Below are 17768 nucleotides of genomic sequence, written 5' to 3'. Positions count from 1 at the left end.
TTATCAAATATTAAATTAATCTACTGGTGAAAATTCATCTTTACCTACACCACATAATGGGCAAACCCAATCTTCTGGAATATCTTCAAAAGCAGTTCCTGGAGCAACACCGTTGTCTTCATCACCTACTGCAGGATCATAAACATAACCACAAACATCACAAATATAACTTTTCATAAATCTACCTCCATTATTATTTAATAACTATTATTAATTACAATATAATTATAACATAATTTAGATATATTTCAATATATTATTTAATATAATATAAAAAATATGCATTGTTAAGTATTTAGAATAATGCTATAAATGAATAAGTTAAAACTTTTATACTTATATTTTATAAAGTTATTTAAATGTCAAACATAATAAAGAATATAATATATATAAAGGTTTATTTAAATAAAGAAAAAAGGAGAAGACAAGGTGAAAAAGTTTTTATTACGTTTATTAGTATTTCTCTCAATTACATTTTTTATAACCATGGCCTTTACATTATTTTTGGAAAGTAAATATAAAGGACAGTTTCACTCCGATAAAAAGGTCGAAATTAAGATTGAAAAGGATAAAATTATTCCACCTGTAGAAACTTCTTTGGTAAAAGCAAATTATGCTTTTTCAAAAGGGTATTTTTTATTAAGTATAGGACTAAGTATAATTTTCCCTATATTTATAATTAAATGCGGAATAATTGAAATTGTAGAAAATAAATTTTTAAAACGAAACAATTATATAAGAGAAGGGATAATAATAGGAGTAATATACTACTTAACTAATTTTATTATATTTTTCCCGCTAACATTTTTTTCTTCATTTTATAGATTGAAACTTGTAGGATTATTAAATTATGACTTTTTTTCGTGGCTTTTGGACTTATTTAAAAATGAAGCTTTAAATTTTGTTTTAACTACATTGTCTGCAGCAATTTTATATTATATTTTTAGAAAATTTAAATTGTGGCCACTTTTAGTTGTAATATTTACAGGCTTTTCGGTTATATTAGGAACATTTATTTTTCCTTTTGTTGTAGATCCACTACTAAATGAAATAACTCCAATGCAAAATAAAGAATTGGAATATAAAATAAAAGATTTAGCTCATAGAGAAGGAATTGATAATATTAGTGTTTATCAAGTGAAAATGAGCGACCAGACATCTGCATTAAATGCATATATGACAGGAATTTTTTCATCAAAAAGAATAGTTGTATGGGATACTACTTTAAATAATCTAGATGAATCACAAATATTATCAGTAGTGGCACATGAAATAGGGCATTATAAGCTTAATCATATACCAAAGGGAATCGCACTGGAATTTTTACTAGGTGCATTAACTTATTTTCCAGCTTATTTTTTAACGTTTGTTATAGCAAAAAGAAATAAGAGAGCGATTAAGGGACCATATGGACTTGCATATATTTTATTATTTTCAACATTAATTGGAATGATCTTAAACCCTATTTCACTATATTATTCGAGGAAAATAGAATTAGATGCTGATAAATTTGCAATTCAAATTACAAAGGATAATTTAACGAATGGAATATTAGAACTTAAGTTCATGGAAACTAATCTTTCACCATATGATGTTGATAAATGGTATAAGATACTAAGGTTTGATCATCCAACTGCAAAAGAGAGAATAGATTTAGCGAATAGTTATGATAAATAAAAGAAAGGCTTCATAAGAAGCCTTTTTAAACTTTAGAAGAAAAGTATCCAGCAGGTATCAGTTTTTTCTTAATTCCTTCTACAACAATTAAATATGTGGCAGCTGTGTCAAATCTAGCATCATGATAGTTTCCACTACCTTCAAATAACTTATCTGCTGTTTCTTGGATTTTTGATTTTGATATATTAAAATAATCAACTACCTCTTGTAATTTAGGATTTTTATATTCACCATTGTTTTTAAGTAATTTAAGAATATCTTTATAATAATTCATTGTACAAAAGGTACGTTTAGCATTAAATTCTTCTCCAAGTATGTATAGAAGTTCATGAGATAAGAATTTTATATCGAAAGATACATTATGTCCTATAATAAAATCAGCTTGTATAAAATCCTCTAGAAACTCTTCATAAGAATCTTCAAAATAATTCCCATTGCTTAATTCATATAACTTCTCTAAAGAAAATCCATGCACTGCTTCAGCTGATGGATCCATTTCATCTACTGTAAAAAAAAAGTTTTTCCCGAAAGTTTGTTGAGGTTTAACACCTGAATCTACTATGATATAACTTAACTGACATATTCTACCCGGACGTATACTTGTAGTTTCAGTATCAAAAAAAAGTAATTTCATCTTCTAGTCCTCCTTAGATAACTATTTTTATAATAATATAAAAAGTTTGAAGTTTAAAGAAAAATTTAAGAAATTTATGTATATGTTACTAAAGTATTTGAGAATAATAAAAAAAGTACTGCGAAGGCAGCACTTTTTATTTTATAAGTTTAGCAATATGAGCTAATAACTCTTTACAATTTCTTAAAGTTTCGTGGTCTTCATCTAAAAGAGGATTGAATTCCACAAAATCCATAGAACGAATTATATTAGTAGTAAATAATCCTGATAGAATTTCTTTACTCTCTTTCATGTTTATACCTTTGCTTACAGGAGTTCCTGTTCCAGGTACAAAGGAAGAGTCCAAAGAATCTATATCAAAACTTAGATGTAAGTTATTTATGTTTAGTTGAGCAATTCTATTTCTAAAATCTTCTAAAAATGCTTTAATACCAATAGACTTAATATCATTAGTAGTCCAAACATTTATTTTTAATTTTCTTATTAATTCCATTTCACCCTTATCTAAATCTCTAGCTCCAACTATAAATACCTTACTTGGATCTATTTTTCTACCACTAAAATATAAATCGGTTAATAAATTATGACCAATCCCCATAGCAGCAGATAAAGGCATACCATGAACATTTCCAGAAGGGGTTGTTAAATGAGTGTTTATGTCTCCGTGGGCATCAACCCAAACAACACCTAAATCATCATTAAAGTATTTTGCTGCACCACTTAAGCTCCCTAATCCTAATGAATGGTCACCACCAACAACGAAAGGAAAAGAATTTGAAGCTAACGATGCATATACTGCATGTGCTAAGTTCTTGTTTGTCTCAACAATAGCAGCTAAGTATTTCATATTTTTATGCTCTGCAAATTTATTTTCATCAGAAACCTTTGGTACATAAATGTTTCCTAAATCAAAAATTTTATTATTTTCTTTCAATATATCTAAAAGTCCATGCTCTCTCAGGGTATCTGGACCTAAGTTAACACCTTCTCTATCGCATCCATAAAATATAGGAACACCAAGTACATTTATTATCATCGATCTACCTCCTAATCATTAGTACTAACAAATTATATATCATATTTAGACAAAATATAAGAGTATTTTTTTAATATTTTAGATAAAAACTTAAATTTTTTGTGAATAGATATATGGGAAGTGGTTAAATTAATGAAAAATTTAACAAACATATTGAAAACAACATTGGAAAAGAATATAATAAAATCATAGATAATAATTATCAATAAGTAATTATTATTAAAGGGAGGTAATTAATATGATTAAAGAAAAAGGGACTAAAGTTTCAATTATTGGTGCTGGTTTTGTTGGCTCAACAACTGCATATGCATTAATGTTAAATGGATTGGCATCAGAAATTGTAATTGTTGATATTAATAAAGAAAAAGCTGAAGCAGAAGCTATGGATCTATCTCATGGAGCAGCATTTGTTAAGGCTGTAGATGTAAAAGCTGGAGGATATGAAGATACAAAAGATTCAGATATAATAATTATTACAGCAGGAATTGGGCAAAAACCAGGGGAGTCAAGATTGGATATTATTAATAAGAATATTCCTATTTTCAAAAGCATTGTACCCGAAGTAGTAAAATACAGTCCAAATGGGATATTATTAGTTGTTTCAAATCCAGTAGATATATTAACTTATATAGCCTATAAAATCTCAGGATTACCTGCAAATAGAGTAATTGGTTCAGGAACTGTTTTAGATACATCAAGATTTAAATATATGTTAAGCGAGCATTTTGAAATTGATGCTAGAAATATTCATACTTATATAATAGGGGAACATGGAGACTCTGAAATTGCAGCATGGAGTTTAACAAATATTGCAGGAGTTTCTGCTGATGAATATTGCAGTAGAATGTGCAAGAAATGTAATGGTAGTTTTAAAGAGACAATACCTGATAAAGTTAAAGATGCAGCTTATGAAATAATAAATAAAAAAGGGTATACTAATTATGCAGTTGGACTTGCAATTAGTAGAATTGTTGAAGCCATTATAAGAGATGAAGATTCTATATTAACTGTTAGCTCATTACTTAATGGTGAATATGGGCTTGATGATGTATATTTAGCTATTCCAACAATAGTTAATAGAGAAGGAGCTAAACAAATACTAGAAGTGTCCTTAGAAGAGAAGGAAAGTGATAAGCTTAAAGCTTCTGCTGAGATTATTAAAAAACATCTAAAAGAAGCCGGAATATAGATTAATTTATTTAATTATCATGTAATAAAAAAGAAACTCATTACGAACTGAACTGCTCTTCGTCAAGTAGACAGAGAGCAGTTCATTAGTGGGTTTCTTTTTGTTATGTACTAACTATTTATTTTCAAAGAAATTTCACCTGAAAAAACACTTTCAGTCTTTCCGTTTCTTTCAATAATAAGTTCTCCATTTTCACCTAGGTTTATTACTTTTCCTTGGATAAGTTCTTTACCTTTAATTAATGTTACAGATTTATTAATAACGTAAGAATTATTTCTAAGTACTCTCAGTGGATATTCGAAGTTGAAATTCTCACTAAAATTGTTATAAAAGTTTTCTAACTTATTAAGGATATCAGTTAATAGAAGTTCTCTATTAAAGTCCTTGTTATATACTGTTTTTAATGAGGTAGCAATTGAACTAATTTCTTCAGGGAATTCAAAAGATTCCTGATTTACGTTTAAACCAAAACCAATTATTAAATAATTTATTCTGTCCATATCTCCTTTCATTTCTGTTAGGATTCCGCCAATTTTTTTATTGTTAATATAAATATCATTAGGCCATTTAACTTTAGCATCAATATTATATGAATGAAGAACTTCTATTATTGCAGCACAGGTAATAGAGGTGATTTTAGATATTTCGTATGGAGATAATTCGGGTTTTAAGTATATTGAGCAATATATTCCTTTGCCTTTTGGTGAAAACCAGTTTCTATCAAATCTTCCTCTTCCCTTAAGCTGATGATCAGTTAATACGATAGTTCCATTCTGTATATTTTCTGAATTCTTTTTACAATAATCATTAGTTGATTCAATGGTATCAAAATAAAGTATTTTTTTTACTAATGTGTTTTCAGATAAATTACTAGTTAATTTATCAATTGATAGTTTACTAGGAGCAAAAGTAAGTTTATATCCTTTTCTAGGAGAAGATTCAATTACGTATCCTTCTTCTTGTAAGGATTTTATGTACTTCCAAATAGCAGCTCTTGTAACCCCTAATGTTTTACTTATATCCTCACCAGAAACATAATTATATTTATTACTTTGTAGTATATCTAAAATTAATAATTTCAAAAAATGACCTCCTGTTGGTTTTTAAGAAAATTATAACATTAAAATGTCATTTTTTCGCAACCAATGTGAAAATTTATATAGTATAATTATTTTATTATATTTAAACATTATGTTAAAGATGGGGTATGAGAATGAAAAAAATGGGTAAAAGGAAAAAGCTAATAATAGTAATTAGTACGCTACTTCTTATAATTGCTACTGCATCTGTAGGAACTTATTATTATATAAAAAGCAAAATTTATGTTGAACCTGAAAAGGTTGTAGAAGTTCCAAAAGAGGATAAAGAAGAAATAAAGTACCAAGAACAAAATGGTATAATAAATATTTTGTTAGTAGGTATAGATGGGAGAACACTCGACGAAAAATCTAGAAGTGATTCGATTATAATTGCAACAATAGATACCAATAGTAAAAAAGTAAAATTAAGTTCAATTATGAGAGATACATTAATAAAAATTCCTGGGTATGGGGAACAAAAAATTAATGCAGCTTATTCTATTGGTGGTCCAGATTTGCTAATTAAAACAATAAAAGAAAATTTTGGGGTAACACTAGATAAATATGTAGTTGTTAACTTTTGGGGTTTTCAAGACATAGTCGATGCTATGGGTGGTTTAGATATAGATGTAAAAGATTATGAAATTAATGAAATAAATAAATATATTGGTGAGGTTGACACCGTAAAATCTCCGCCATTAACTAAAGCTGGATTGCAGCATCTTGATGGACAGCAAGCTCTATCCTATGCAAGAATTAGAAAGGTAGGGAATGGAGACTATGAAAGAGTTGCTAGACAAAAATCTGTAGTTACTCTGCTCGCACAAAAGGGAAAAGAAATATCTCCATTAAAGTACCCTTCAGTTGCAAATGCATTGTTAAAGTGTGTAAAAACTAATATTGATCCAATGACAATATTTAATTATGCATATACATTTTATAAATTCGATAATCCTGTTTTTGAACAATTACAAATTCCAGCTACTGAATTAAGTCAAGGTGGAGAATATATGGATAAAGGATGGGTATTTTTAATTGATGCAAAACAGAATGGAAAAGTGCTTCAAGACTTTATTTTCAATGACAAGAAGTGGGGATCAAAAGATTATAATTTAACAAGTTTTAGGAATATAATAAATCAATATATGGCAAAGGCTGCAGCATTTAATCCAGCAGATAAGCCTGCACTTGATGAGAATGGAGATGTAATAGATCCAGCTACTAAAACTCCAACAAAAACAGAGGGAAATGGAGGAACTACTCCAACTAATGGAGGAAAACCTGCGACAGGAGGAGAAACACCACCACCTGGGGGTACTCCTGCTAATGGGGGAACAACAGGTGGTGCAGTAACACCTGGTGGAACAACTTCAAACGGAGGAACAACACCTGGAGACAGCAAACCTCCTACAAGTGGTACTGGTGATAATCAAAAACCGCCTGCCACTCAATAGAATAAAAAAATAAAATATTGTAAAATGTAATCATACATTGTTGATTAAAAGTGTATAAAAATATATAATTAAGCAGGTAATATATTTGTCTGCTTAATTTTTTGTGGAAAGGGAATGAATAATGAGCAAATTTAAAAAAGAAGTTGAAGGTAAGAAAAAAAGAAGATTTTCATTTAAAATCTTTATTGCTTTTATTGTTTTTGAACTTGTATTTACTGCAATAACAGGGCCATTCTTCTTATACTACGGACCTTTCAAAAATGTAAAAAAAGGCTTTGTAGGAGCAGCAATGACCTCTTATAAAAGTCAATTCTTAGCAAAGTGGTTTTTAAGTCAAAGTGAAATTGATAAGATATTAGCTGAAAATAATAATATTGAAGAAGGAAATACAGACGCATCAGATAAAGAAATTAGTATTCCTAAAAGTCATGACGACACTATAGAAAGATTCGATATAGAAAGTGATAAATTTAAAGGATATTTACTTGTTGTTAAAGACCCAACTAGAGTTCATGTTGGATATACATCAAAGCTTGGTAAGGAGGGGCAAACCGTTTCTCAAATTGCAAAGGATAATAATGCAATAGCAGCTATAAATGCAGGCGGATTTACTGATAAATCAGCAAATTCAACGTGGGCTGGAAACGGAGGACAAGTAATAGGTTTAATAATGTCAGGAGGAAAGGTAATCTCCTATGATGCTGATGAAAATAGTAAGACTGATATGATAGCAATAAATAAAGAAGGAAGATTGCTAGTTGGTAAATACTCATTAAAAGAACTTAATGGTCTAGGAGCTCAAGAAGCAGTAACCTTTGGACCAGCGTTAGTTATTAATGGAAAGGGAACAATCAAATCTGGCGATGGTGGATGGGGAATTGCTCCTAGAACTGTAATAGGTCAGAGAAGTGATGCAGCTATAATGTTACTTGTTATAGACGGAAGACAAGTATTTAAGAGTGTTGGAGCAACACTAAAGGAAGCTCAAGATGTAATGATAAAATACGGTGCTGTTAATGCTGCTAACCTTGATGGAGGGAAATCTACGACTATGTATTATGAAGGTGATGTAATAAATACTCCTTCAGATAGCTTAGGTGAAAGAAGTATTCCTACTGCATTTATAGTAAAGTAAAAAGGAGAGAATTTAATGAAGGTATTTAAGAGAATAATCATATGGATTATAATTTCTTTAACGATTCAATCTTTAGGGCTTCTTTATTTAGATAAAAAGATATTTGTAAGTAGCAATAATTTTAAAGCTGTAAAGGTTGAAGACAAGAAAAAGGCAACTGATAAAGTAATTAACATACCACAAAACGTGGAATATAAGAATAGTTTTGATGGAAAGTATCTATCTTATTTAAAGGATGGGATATTAAACATAATAGATACAAAAACAGGAGAATCAAAAAGTGTCAAAACTGAAAATGAATCTAAAATCTTAAATTATATTTGGCTTTCAGATAGAAATAGAATATTATTTGTGGATAAAGAAAGTAGTGAAGGAAAGAAGAGTAATTTCTTTTTAAATTATTATGATGCAGGTAAGAATGAAGTTGGGAAAGTTGAGAAGTTAGATTCATTAGACCAAGGTGCAGTAATAGATAGTATTGATGCCTCGACGCTTCATAATGTAACTTATATAAAGGTTAATGAAAAAGGAGTTAAAGGTGTAGTTTATAGAATTGATATTAATCATAAAATTACAAAAATGAATTTAAACAGTTCGATAATTGGTAGCATAAAAGTAATTCCTCACGTGGATAGACTCATCTATGAAGATGATTTAAATGGAAATATATATGCTACTAATCCTAATATAAGGCTATCATTTAATAATAAAACTAAATTATTATATATAGATAGCAATGATATAGTATATGTTGGTATTGTTGAAGGTGGAAAGATATCTAAAGTTATGTATGGAGGCTTAGATACAGATACAGGAAGTTGGAAAACAGTTCTGTTTGATAAACCTGTTGATAAGGAAAATATTTTTGTTTCTCAAAAAGGTGACGTAATGATCAATGATAAGTTACAAGGTATAGTAAAAGATGTAACAATGTCAAAGGAATATAAATATGAAGGAACCTATTTGGGTGTATATGATTTAGGAATTGCTTCAACATCACAAGGAAAACTTATCAAAACACCTTTCAATAAAGAGTAACTTATACAAGGATGGATACGTTCCATCCTTTTTATATTATATATAATGCATTAAAAACTTACATTCCACTTCAACTCTTAGAAGTTTAAACTAAGAGTTTTACCATGAGATGTAATATGATTTTTGCATTATATATACTTAGCATTTTGACTATAAATAGTAAAAGTGGACATAGTTATAAGTAATGAAAATTTCTTTAACAGATAATTCATTATTTAAGTTTCTTATGCTATAATATCATTTATAAAAGGAGGATTGGAAATGAATTTTATGTTAACTGCAGTATTATCTATACCTGCAATTTTGGTTGCATTTACATTTCATGAATACGCACATGCATGGATGGCTGATCGATTGGGTGATAAAACCGCAAGATTCCAAGGAAGATTAACATTAAATCCTTTAGCACATGTTGACCCTATGGGATTTATTATGATATTAATCTTTGGATTTGGGTGGGCTAAACCTACTCCAGTTAATCCAAGGGCGTTTAAAAATTATTATAAAGATGATTTAAAGGTATCTATAGCAGGGCCATTAGCAAATTTAATTGTAGCCATTATATTTGCTGTAATTACGGGGATATTTTTTCGTCTTGCTATGGGAAGTAGTGGAGATCTTGCATATTTAACAGCAAAAATGCTTTTGATGATTGTTACGATAAATGTTAATTTATTTTTCTTCAACCTATTACCGGTACCTGGATTTGATGGATTTAATATATTAGAAGATTTATTTCCAAGTGCTTTTAGAAGAATTGGAGATCAAATTTACAAGTATCAAATGATAATATTCTTTATTGTAGTATTTTTTGCATGGAAAGTAATATCAGGGCCATCAGCATTAGTAATAGATCAATTATTAAAACTAATGTATTTTGTAGCGAACTTATTTTAAGGAGGAACCATGAGACTAAGGAAAAAATGGTGGGCAAGACCAGAATTAGAAGCAGATCCAAAGGTTATTGTAAATCCAAAGGAGTACAAAGGAAAATGGAGTGAGGTCTTTGGAAATAATAATCCAATATATTTAGAATTAGGTTGTGGAAGAGGACAATTTGCAGCTATTAATTGTAAGAACAATCCTAATATGAACTATATAGCAATTGATTTAAAAGATGAAGTATTAGTTAATGCGTTAAGAAGAGTTAATGAAGAAGAAGTTGAGAATATCAGATTGATACCTCTTAACATTACATTTATAGAAGAAATTTTTGATAAGGATGAAATATCTAAAATATATATAAATTTTTGTAATCCTTGGCCAAAGGACAGACACAAGAAAAGAAGATTGACTCATAGCAGATTTCTTGAGATCTATAAGGGCTTCTTGAAAAATGGTGGACAAATTTGGTTTAAAACAGATGATAAAGAACTTTTTGATGAATCACAAGAATATTTTAAAGAATCAGGCTTTGATATTGAATTTCTAACTTATGATTTACATAAGTCAGATTTTAAAGAAAATATTATGACTGAATATGAAACAAAGTGGACTGGAATGGGTATGAAAATAATGTTTTTGACTGCGAGGTTAAAGTAATAAATAGAGGTTATCTTATTGAAAGTTTAAGATAACCTCTATTTATATTATTTAATTATATTTTCAATGGTAAGTGTTTTGTGATAAATTTCATAGAATTTATCTTTAGAACGGAGTGCTTGACGTATTTCTAGTTCTAATGGTATTGAGGAAAATACAGTTAGTTTTATTTCTTTATTAGCAATATCAACATTAACATCTTTTACAGCACCCTCTAAACTCCTGTCTAAACCTTCAGCAATTCTAAGGAGTATTCCGATTTTCTCCACAGAAGTTGCATCTAATTTGTTTAAAATAGAACAAAACTGTGGAAGTGGTATAGTGTAGCTGTTATTTCTATGATAAGCTGCAGTTAATGCACTCATTAATAGTTCCTTATGAGTTAACCCATTCATATAGGAATTAAGAATTACATAAAAAGAATGCTTATGATGATTATAATATTTTATACTAATTCCGCAATCATGAAGCAAAGAAGCTGTTTTAACAATTTTATTATAGGAGCTATTTAAATGATGTAATGGTTCCATTTGTTCAAATAATCTCTTAGTAATATCATAAACGTGTTTAGCATGTTCAATATTAACATGCAAAGTTTCCATAATACCCTGAATAGAATAATCCAAAATATCATCAATTGGAGCATAGTTTCTTGTTATATAATCAAAGATTATTCCTTCTCTTATTCCTCTTCCGCATATTTCTAGATCAGTAATATTTAGATTTTTACATAGAACTTTAATTATTAAAGTTGCACCAACTATTATATCACCAACATCTGGGGAAATTCCTTCGACTCTTAATCTTTGTTTAAAATCTTTACTTTTTAACCCATTATGAATTTCGGATAAGTCAAAATCATTGAAAGTATAATTATGAGTCAAAAATAAAGGATATCTCTTTCTTCTCTGATCAATTTTTCCTAGGGTTCTAAACGCGGTCCCAATTCCAATTATATTATCAAAGTTCTCAGTTTTTAGCCATTCAATAGATGATAATGTGTTAGTTACTTCTTCTAAAGCATTTTCATAATCTTCATGAATAATTCTATCATTTAAATTAAAGTTATATGATAAATTTAAGCTACCTAAAGGAATTGTAGTAGATTTAATCATATTTCCACCTTTTATCCATGCAAAATAAGTATTAACTCCAGAAACTTCAACTAGTAAAGAGTTTTCTGTGTAAGTGGTGTTTTTTACACTTAAATAATTATAATAAATTTCATCTTCATTGGATAAAATCTCTATATTAATATCTAACATTTCAGATATTTTAGTAATGATACTCTTGCCGTTTTTACAAGTCCTTAAGGCGTCAGTGGCAACAGTAAATATTTTTGAAGCCCCTGAACCTGTGCATAGAGATTTGAATGATCGTAAGGTAGATAGAATAATATTAAAAGTATCCTCAGAGATCTCATCAGCTTCTAATAGATCTTGTGATATTCTCACAGGTTCTTTTAGTTCATCTATTATTCTAAAATAACCACTGTCCTCTATTTCTGCTAACATAACACGTACTGAATTTGAGCCTATATCAATAACACCAATTCGTTTCATATGATTCTCCTAAATTACTGTATTTATAGATTATACTGTCTATTATAGCAAATGATTTTATTAGATGCACATACTTAAAATAACTAATGCGACTATTTTTATTGACATTTTCAAAATACAAAATGTATAATATGAATAATGTAATATATAAATTCTGGGAAGAGGAAAGTAGTTTAATTGATTCCTTATAGATAGCAACTACGTAAACTTGACTTATACTTGGTGATTTGGGCAAGATAAATCAATAATTGAGTTTAGTTATCTTTAAGCGAGCAGAGGATGGTGTAAGCTCTGTAGGATAAATTAAGATGAAGAGAGCCTTGGAGATACTGCCTGGTGTTTTCTATTGGGTAGTCGCGATTTAAGCGTTAGATGATTAAGTGGCATTATAGTGTTTTACGTTTAGCACTATTTTGAATTAGAGTGGTACCGCGGGAATTCCGTCTCTTTATTTTTATAAATAAAGAGACGTTTTTATTTGTAAAATTATACTATCTAGGAGGAAGAAATATGGATTATAAAAAGCTTGTGGCTGAAAGACTTGGTTCAGTTATTGAATTAGAGAAAGATAAGATTGAAGCATTAATAGAAATACCCCCAAATGGTGATATGGGAGATTATGCCTTCCCATGCTTTCAATTATCTAAAGTTTTAAGAAAAGCTCCAAATATGATTGCAGCTGAGCTTAAAGATAAGATAAATGTTGAAGGTTTTGAAAAAGTTGAAAACCTAGGACCATACCTTAACTTTTTTGTAGATAAAGGATCCTTTTCAAAAAATACAATTGAAAAAATTATAGATTTAGGTAATAACTATGGATCATCTAATATTGGAAATGGTGAAACTGTATGTGTTGAGTATTCATCACCTAATATAGCTAAGCCTTTCCATGTAGGACATTTATTCTCTACAGTAATAGGAAATGCACTTTACAAGATGTTTAATTTCCAAGGATATAAATCAGTTGGAATAAATCACTTAGGTGATTGGGGAACTCAATTCGGGAAGTTAATTTCTGCATATAAAAGATGGGTAGATGAGGAAGCTCTTGAAAGAGAACCAATAAATGAATTATTAAGAATATATGTAAAATTCCATGATGAGGCAGAAAAGAATCCAGCGTTAGAAGATGAAGGAAGAATGTGGTTTAAAAAATTGGAAGATGGAGATCAAGAGGCCACAGCCTTATGGAAGAGATTCACAGAACTATCTTTAAAAGAATTTAATAAGGTATATGATGAATTAGGTGTAAAGTTTGATTCATATGCTGGTGAGGGCTTCTATAACGATAAAATGGATGTAGTTATAAAAGAACTACAAGAAAAGAAGCTTTTAACTGAAAGTAATGGAGCACAAGTAGTAATGCTAGAAGATTATAATATGCCTCCATGCATAATATTAAAATCAGATGGAGCTACTATATATGCCACAAGAGATTTGGCAGCAGCTATGTATAGAAAGAATAATTATAATTTTAAGAAGAGTATTTATGTTGTTGGCTCACCTCAAGCTCTTCATTTTAAGCAAGTATTTAAGGTATTAGAATTAGCTGGTCATGAATGGGCTAAGGATTGTGTGCATGTGGGCTTTGGACTAATTAAGTTTGCTGATAGAAAACTATCTACAAGAAAAGGAGAAGTTATCCTATTAGAAGATTTACTAAGAGAAGCAAGAGAAAAGGTTCTTGAGACAATAAATGAAAAGAATCCTTCATTAGAGAATAAGGAAGAGGTTGCTGAAAAAGTTGGTATAGGGGCAGTAATATTTACTTATCTTAAAAATTCAAGAGAGAAGGATATAGTTTTTGATTGGAAAGAAATGTTATCTTTTGATGGAGAAACTGGCCCTTATGTTCAATATGCTTATGCAAGAGCGAAAAGTATATTGAGGAAAATAGGAGAAATTCAAGGTGAAGTAGATTATAGCAAATTAAGTTCTAAAGAGGAGTTTGAACTTATAAAAACACTAGAAAACTTTAATAAAAACATTCTAAGTGCTTTAGATAAACTTGAACCTTCAATAGTAACTAGATATTCAATTGATGTGGCTAAAGCCTTTAATAAGTTCTATAATTCTCATTCAGTTAGCAATTTAGAAGATGAAGGACTTAAAATAGCAAGAGTAAGATTAATCGAAGCTACTTGCCAAGTTATAAAGAATTCTTTAGATTTGATAGGAATACAGGTTGTAGAAAAGATGTAATTAAAATAAGAGGCTGTTGCATATTGCAACAGCCTCTTATTTGTAAGTATATAAACATAAATGTGAGGTATTACTTATTTTTTTATTTTAAGTCCATGGTCTTCTTCATACTTTGGGCAACTGCTTGAACAACTTCCACAGTTACACTCACCCTTAGAAGACTTTCTCAAACTCTTAAAGATAAAATATCCAGCTACCGCTAAGATAACTCCTGCTATTAATATTTCTTTCATATAATCACTTCCTTAAAATAATAATCCACCAATATTATAAACTGCAAATGCTGCTACCCAAGCTATAGCTAATTGAAATACTACAGAAAACAAGGTGAATTTTGAACCGAATTCTTTTTTCATAGTACCTATTGCAGACACGCATGGTGTATATAAAAGTACAAACACCATAAATGAAAGTGCAGTTAAAAAATTGAAGAAATTAGGTAATATACTTGATAAATCTCCAGTATAAATAACTTCCATAGTAGATACTACAGTTTCTTTTGCAAGTAATCCTGTAAGTAATGATACGGCTGCTTGCCAATTTCCAAAACCTAAAGGGGCAAAGAATGGGGCTATAGTATTTCCTATTGATGCTAGGAAACTAGTGTTAATTTCAGTTACTATGCCTGAGAAGTTGAAGTTTGATAAGAACCAAATAACAACGCTCATTGAGAAAATAATTGTTCCAGCTTTCTTTAAGAAACCACTACCTTTATCCCAAGTGTGCTTAATAACATTCTTAATCTCAGGAACTTTATATTCAGGAAGTTCTATAATAAATGGTTCCTCATCTTTTTTAAATATTGTGTTTTTAAAGAATATTCCGAGTATAAATGCAACAATAACGCCAGCTAAATAAAGAGATCCTACAACGATAGCTTCTTTTCCTCTGAAGAATACGCTAGAAAATACTAAATAAACTGGTAATCTAGCATTACAACTCATAAATGGCACTAGTAAAGCCGTTAATTTTCTATCTTTTTCACTTTCTAGAGTTCTAGCAGACATTATAGCAGGTACTGAACACCCGAAACCAACCATCATAGGTATAAAGGCCTTTCCTGATAAACCCATCTTTCTCATTAGTTTGTCCATTATAAATGCAACTCTTGCCATATACCCTGAATCTTCTAAAATAGAAATACATAGGAATAAAGCCAAAATAACAGGTAGTAAGACCACTATGCTACCAACACCTGAGATGATTCCGTCCACGATCAAACTCTTAAACCAATCTGAAGAAGTGGATAGTAAATTTTCAGCACCAGGAATGATTAGTCCTTGTAATACTGTACCATCTAGCCAGTCGGATAATGGGATTCCAACCCAACTGAAAGTAAATTTAAATATAAATGCAACAGCTACTATAAATAGGGGATAAGCTAAGAATGGATTGAGAAATATTTTATCTAACTTCTCAGATATATCAGAAACTTTAGCTTCTTTTACATTTAGATTTTTTATGAATTCATGATTTTTTTCATTTATTTCTTTAGCTTCATGAGAATTTTTATTAACTAATATGTTAGAAAGGATTTTATCTAAGAATCCATATACTTCAGCCTCGCTTTGCATATGAAAATCATTATCAGTAGATGGGCATTCGAAATCCTTCTTTTCAATTAATTCTTTAATATGTTCAATACCTTTACCTTTAGAAGCACTGATTGGTACAACTTTTACTCCCATCTCTTTTTCTAAAAGGTCTATGTCAATTAAAAATCCTTTTTTTAGAACAATATCCATCATATTTAATATTAATATAATTGGAATGTTAAAATCCTTTAACTGTGTAGTTAGGTATAGGTTTCTTTGTAAATTAGATGCATCAACAATATTTAATATTGCATCTACATTTCCTTCTTCTAAGAAAGCTTTAGAAACTTTTTCTTCGTTAGAGAAAGTGTCCATAGCATAAATTCCCGGTAAATCTACAATTTTGATATCTTTATAGAAACCTTCCTTTTTTTCTACAGTTACTCCAGCCCAGTTTCCAACGTATTGATTTGAACCAGTTAATTCATTGAATAATGTTGTTTTACCTACATTAGGGTTTCCCAGTAGAGCGATAGTTGTCATTAATATTCCCCCTTATTTTATAAAAATATTTTCAGCGTCCTTCTTTCTAAGTGCGAAATCTGTTCCTCTTAGATTTACAACTATAGGATCACCTAAGGGAGCTATTCTTTTTAAGGTTACTTCAGTTCCTTCAACGCAACCAAGTGCTAGAAGTCTTTTAGCTAATTTTTCATTTCCTGCAATTTCATTTATTAATCCAACCTGACCAGGTTTTAAATCGCAAATGCACATTATTAACACCTCACATTGAAAATCATTATCACATACTTATAATATCAGTATATTCATATATAGTCAAGAAAATAACAATGTAAAGTTACAAAATATTTTACAAATAGGTTGTATTATTTCTAATAATGGTGATAAAATAAAAATTAAAAATTAAAAATTAAAGTAATGGAGTGATAATTATGACAAGAATTGCAGCATTTTTCGATATTGATGGTACTTTGTACAGAGAAGGCTTAATTACTGAAGTTTTTAAAAAAATGATTAAGTATGAAATAATTGAGCCGGATAAATGGTATAAGGAAGTGCGTCCAAGTTTTCTTAAATGGGATAGAAGAGAAGGGGACTACGATTTATATTTATTAAAAATGATTGATATATATATGGAAGCTATTAAAGGAATAGATAAGCATCATATTGAATTTATAGCTAATCGAGTTATAGAACAAAAGGGAGATAGAGTTTATACATTTTCTAGGGAAAGAATTAAATGGCATAAAGAAAATAATCATGTTCTGATAATAATATCTGGTTCTCCTATTGAGCTAGTAAGAGAAATGGCGCTGAAATATGGATTTGATGATTATAAAGGAGCTATATATCTTTTGGACAAAGAGGGCAAATATACAGGTGAGGTATCGCCTATGTGGGATTCAGTAAGCAAGAAAAATGCGATTGATGAGATGACACAGAAATATGATATTGATTTGTCTCAAAGTTATGCTTATGGTGACACATCAGGGGATTTTACAATGCTTAAATCTGTTAGTTATCCATACTGCATTAATCCAACAAAAGAGCTTCTTGATAAGGTGAGAGATGATGAGGAGATAAGAAAAAAAATAAAAGTAGTTGTTGAAAGAAAAGATGTAACTTATAATTTAAATATAGACGACATTCAATATGTTTAAAAG

Annotated in this window: 17 protein-coding genes; 9 read left to right on the top strand and 8 right to left on the bottom strand. The window is 29.5% G+C overall.

Annotated elements, in window-relative coordinates; translation table 11 throughout:
- Positions 1-15: 15 nt before the first annotated feature.
- On the bottom strand, positions 16-177 hold the full coding sequence (gene rd / locus JK634_RS09805) for a rubredoxin (RefSeq protein ID WP_202767469.1): 162 nt from the start codon (positions 175-177) through the stop codon (positions 16-18).
- Positions 178-429: 252 nt separating this feature from the next.
- On the opposite strand from rd, the gene JK634_RS09800 reads away from it, so the two are divergent.
- Positions 430-1677, top strand: a complete 1248-nt coding sequence (locus tag JK634_RS09800) for a M48 family metalloprotease (RefSeq protein ID WP_202767468.1) — start codon at positions 430-432, stop codon at positions 1675-1677.
- Positions 1678-1702: 25 nt separating this feature from the next.
- Here JK634_RS09800 and JK634_RS09795 read toward each other — a convergent pair whose 3' ends face one another.
- Both JK634_RS09795 and rocF read right to left on the bottom strand, forming a co-directional pair.
- Positions 1703-2311 (bottom strand): 3'-5' exonuclease, encoded by a 609-nt coding sequence (locus tag JK634_RS09795; protein ID WP_202767467.1) that lies wholly within the window; start codon positions 2309-2311, stop codon positions 1703-1705.
- Positions 2312-2447: 136 nt separating this feature from the next.
- Positions 2448-3347: an arginase gene (rocF, locus tag JK634_RS09790; protein WP_202767466.1), complete on the bottom strand. Its 900-nt coding sequence runs from the start codon at positions 3345-3347 to the stop codon at positions 2448-2450.
- A 238-nt stretch (positions 3348-3585) separates the two neighbouring features.
- Here rocF and JK634_RS09785 point away from each other — a divergent pair, with 238 nt between their 5' ends.
- Positions 3586-4536: an L-lactate dehydrogenase gene (locus tag JK634_RS09785; RefSeq protein WP_202767465.1), complete on the top strand. Its 951-nt coding sequence runs from the start codon at positions 3586-3588 to the stop codon at positions 4534-4536.
- Between the two features lie 110 nt (positions 4537-4646).
- On the opposite strand, the gene JK634_RS09780 is transcribed toward JK634_RS09785, so the two are convergent.
- Positions 4647-5618: a biotin--[acetyl-CoA-carboxylase] ligase gene (locus JK634_RS09780; protein ID WP_202767464.1), complete on the bottom strand. Its 972-nt coding sequence runs from the start codon at positions 5616-5618 to the stop codon at positions 4647-4649.
- A 131-nt stretch (positions 5619-5749) separates the two neighbouring features.
- Between JK634_RS09780 and JK634_RS09775 the strand changes: the two genes are divergently transcribed.
- The 5 genes from JK634_RS09775 (at position 5750) to trmB (ending at position 10784) form a co-directional block, all read left to right on the top strand.
- Positions 5750-7069 carry an LCP family protein gene (locus JK634_RS09775; RefSeq protein ID WP_202767463.1) on the top strand — a complete coding sequence of 440 codons (1320 nt, stop codon included), beginning with the start codon at positions 5750-5752 and terminating at the stop codon, positions 7067-7069.
- Between the two features lie 121 nt (positions 7070-7190).
- Positions 7191-8204: a phosphodiester glycosidase family protein gene (locus JK634_RS09770; RefSeq protein WP_202767462.1), complete on the top strand. Its 1014-nt coding sequence runs from the start codon at positions 7191-7193 to the stop codon at positions 8202-8204.
- 15 nt (positions 8205-8219) lie between these two features.
- The gene (locus JK634_RS09765) at positions 8220-9242 is read left to right on the top strand and encodes a hypothetical protein (protein ID WP_202767461.1); all 1023 of its coding nucleotides are present in this window, start codon (positions 8220-8222) and stop codon (positions 9240-9242) included.
- Between the two features lie 261 nt (positions 9243-9503).
- Complete coding sequence (locus JK634_RS09760) at positions 9504-10139, top strand: site-2 protease family protein (RefSeq protein WP_202767460.1); 636 nt, start codon at positions 9504-9506, stop codon at positions 10137-10139.
- A gap of 9 nt (positions 10140-10148) precedes the next feature.
- The gene (gene trmB / locus JK634_RS09755) at positions 10149-10784 is read left to right on the top strand and encodes a tRNA (guanosine(46)-N7)-methyltransferase TrmB (RefSeq protein ID WP_202767459.1); all 636 of its coding nucleotides are present in this window, start codon (positions 10149-10151) and stop codon (positions 10782-10784) included.
- Between the two features lie 47 nt (positions 10785-10831).
- On the opposite strand, the gene JK634_RS09750 is transcribed toward trmB, so the two are convergent.
- A complete protein-coding gene (locus JK634_RS09750) occupies positions 10832-12346 on the bottom strand; it encodes a Ppx/GppA phosphatase family protein (protein ID WP_202767458.1) in 1515 nt (504 codons plus the stop codon).
- Between the two features lie 510 nt (positions 12347-12856).
- Here JK634_RS09750 and argS point away from each other — a divergent pair.
- Entirely contained in the window at positions 12857-14548 is a 1692-nt protein-coding gene (gene argS, locus JK634_RS09745; protein ID WP_202767457.1) for an arginine--tRNA ligase, read from the top strand.
- 74 nt (positions 14549-14622) lie between these two features.
- Here argS and JK634_RS09740 read toward each other — a convergent pair whose 3' ends face one another.
- From JK634_RS09740 to JK634_RS09730, 3 genes are read right to left on the bottom strand one after another with little or no spacing between them, the layout of a single operon-like run.
- Positions 14623-14781: a FeoB-associated Cys-rich membrane protein gene (locus JK634_RS09740; protein ID WP_202767456.1), complete on the bottom strand. Its 159-nt coding sequence runs from the start codon at positions 14779-14781 to the stop codon at positions 14623-14625.
- Between the two features lie 12 nt (positions 14782-14793).
- Positions 14794-16626, bottom strand: coding sequence for a ferrous iron transport protein B (feoB, locus tag JK634_RS09735; RefSeq protein WP_202767455.1), 1833 nt, complete (start codon positions 16624-16626; stop codon positions 14794-14796).
- 12 nt (positions 16627-16638) lie between these two features.
- The gene (locus tag JK634_RS09730) at positions 16639-16857 is read right to left on the bottom strand and encodes a FeoA family protein (protein ID WP_202767454.1); all 219 of its coding nucleotides are present in this window, start codon (positions 16855-16857) and stop codon (positions 16639-16641) included.
- A gap of 179 nt (positions 16858-17036) precedes the next feature.
- Between JK634_RS09730 and JK634_RS09725 the strand changes: the two genes are divergently transcribed.
- The gene (locus JK634_RS09725; RefSeq protein WP_202767453.1) at positions 17037-17765 is read left to right on the top strand and encodes an HAD-IB family hydrolase; all 729 of its coding nucleotides are present in this window, start codon (positions 17037-17039) and stop codon (positions 17763-17765) included.
- The last annotated feature ends 3 nt before the right edge of the window (positions 17766-17768 follow it).

The sequence above is a fragment of the Clostridium paridis genome (assembly GCF_016765615.1).
In the GTDB taxonomy this organism is placed as follows: Bacteria; Bacillota; Clostridia; order Clostridiales; family Clostridiaceae; genus Clostridium_T; species Clostridium_T paridis.
The sequence above is the reverse complement of the archived record's forward strand: the minus strand, read 5'-3'. Positions and strand labels throughout refer to the sequence as shown.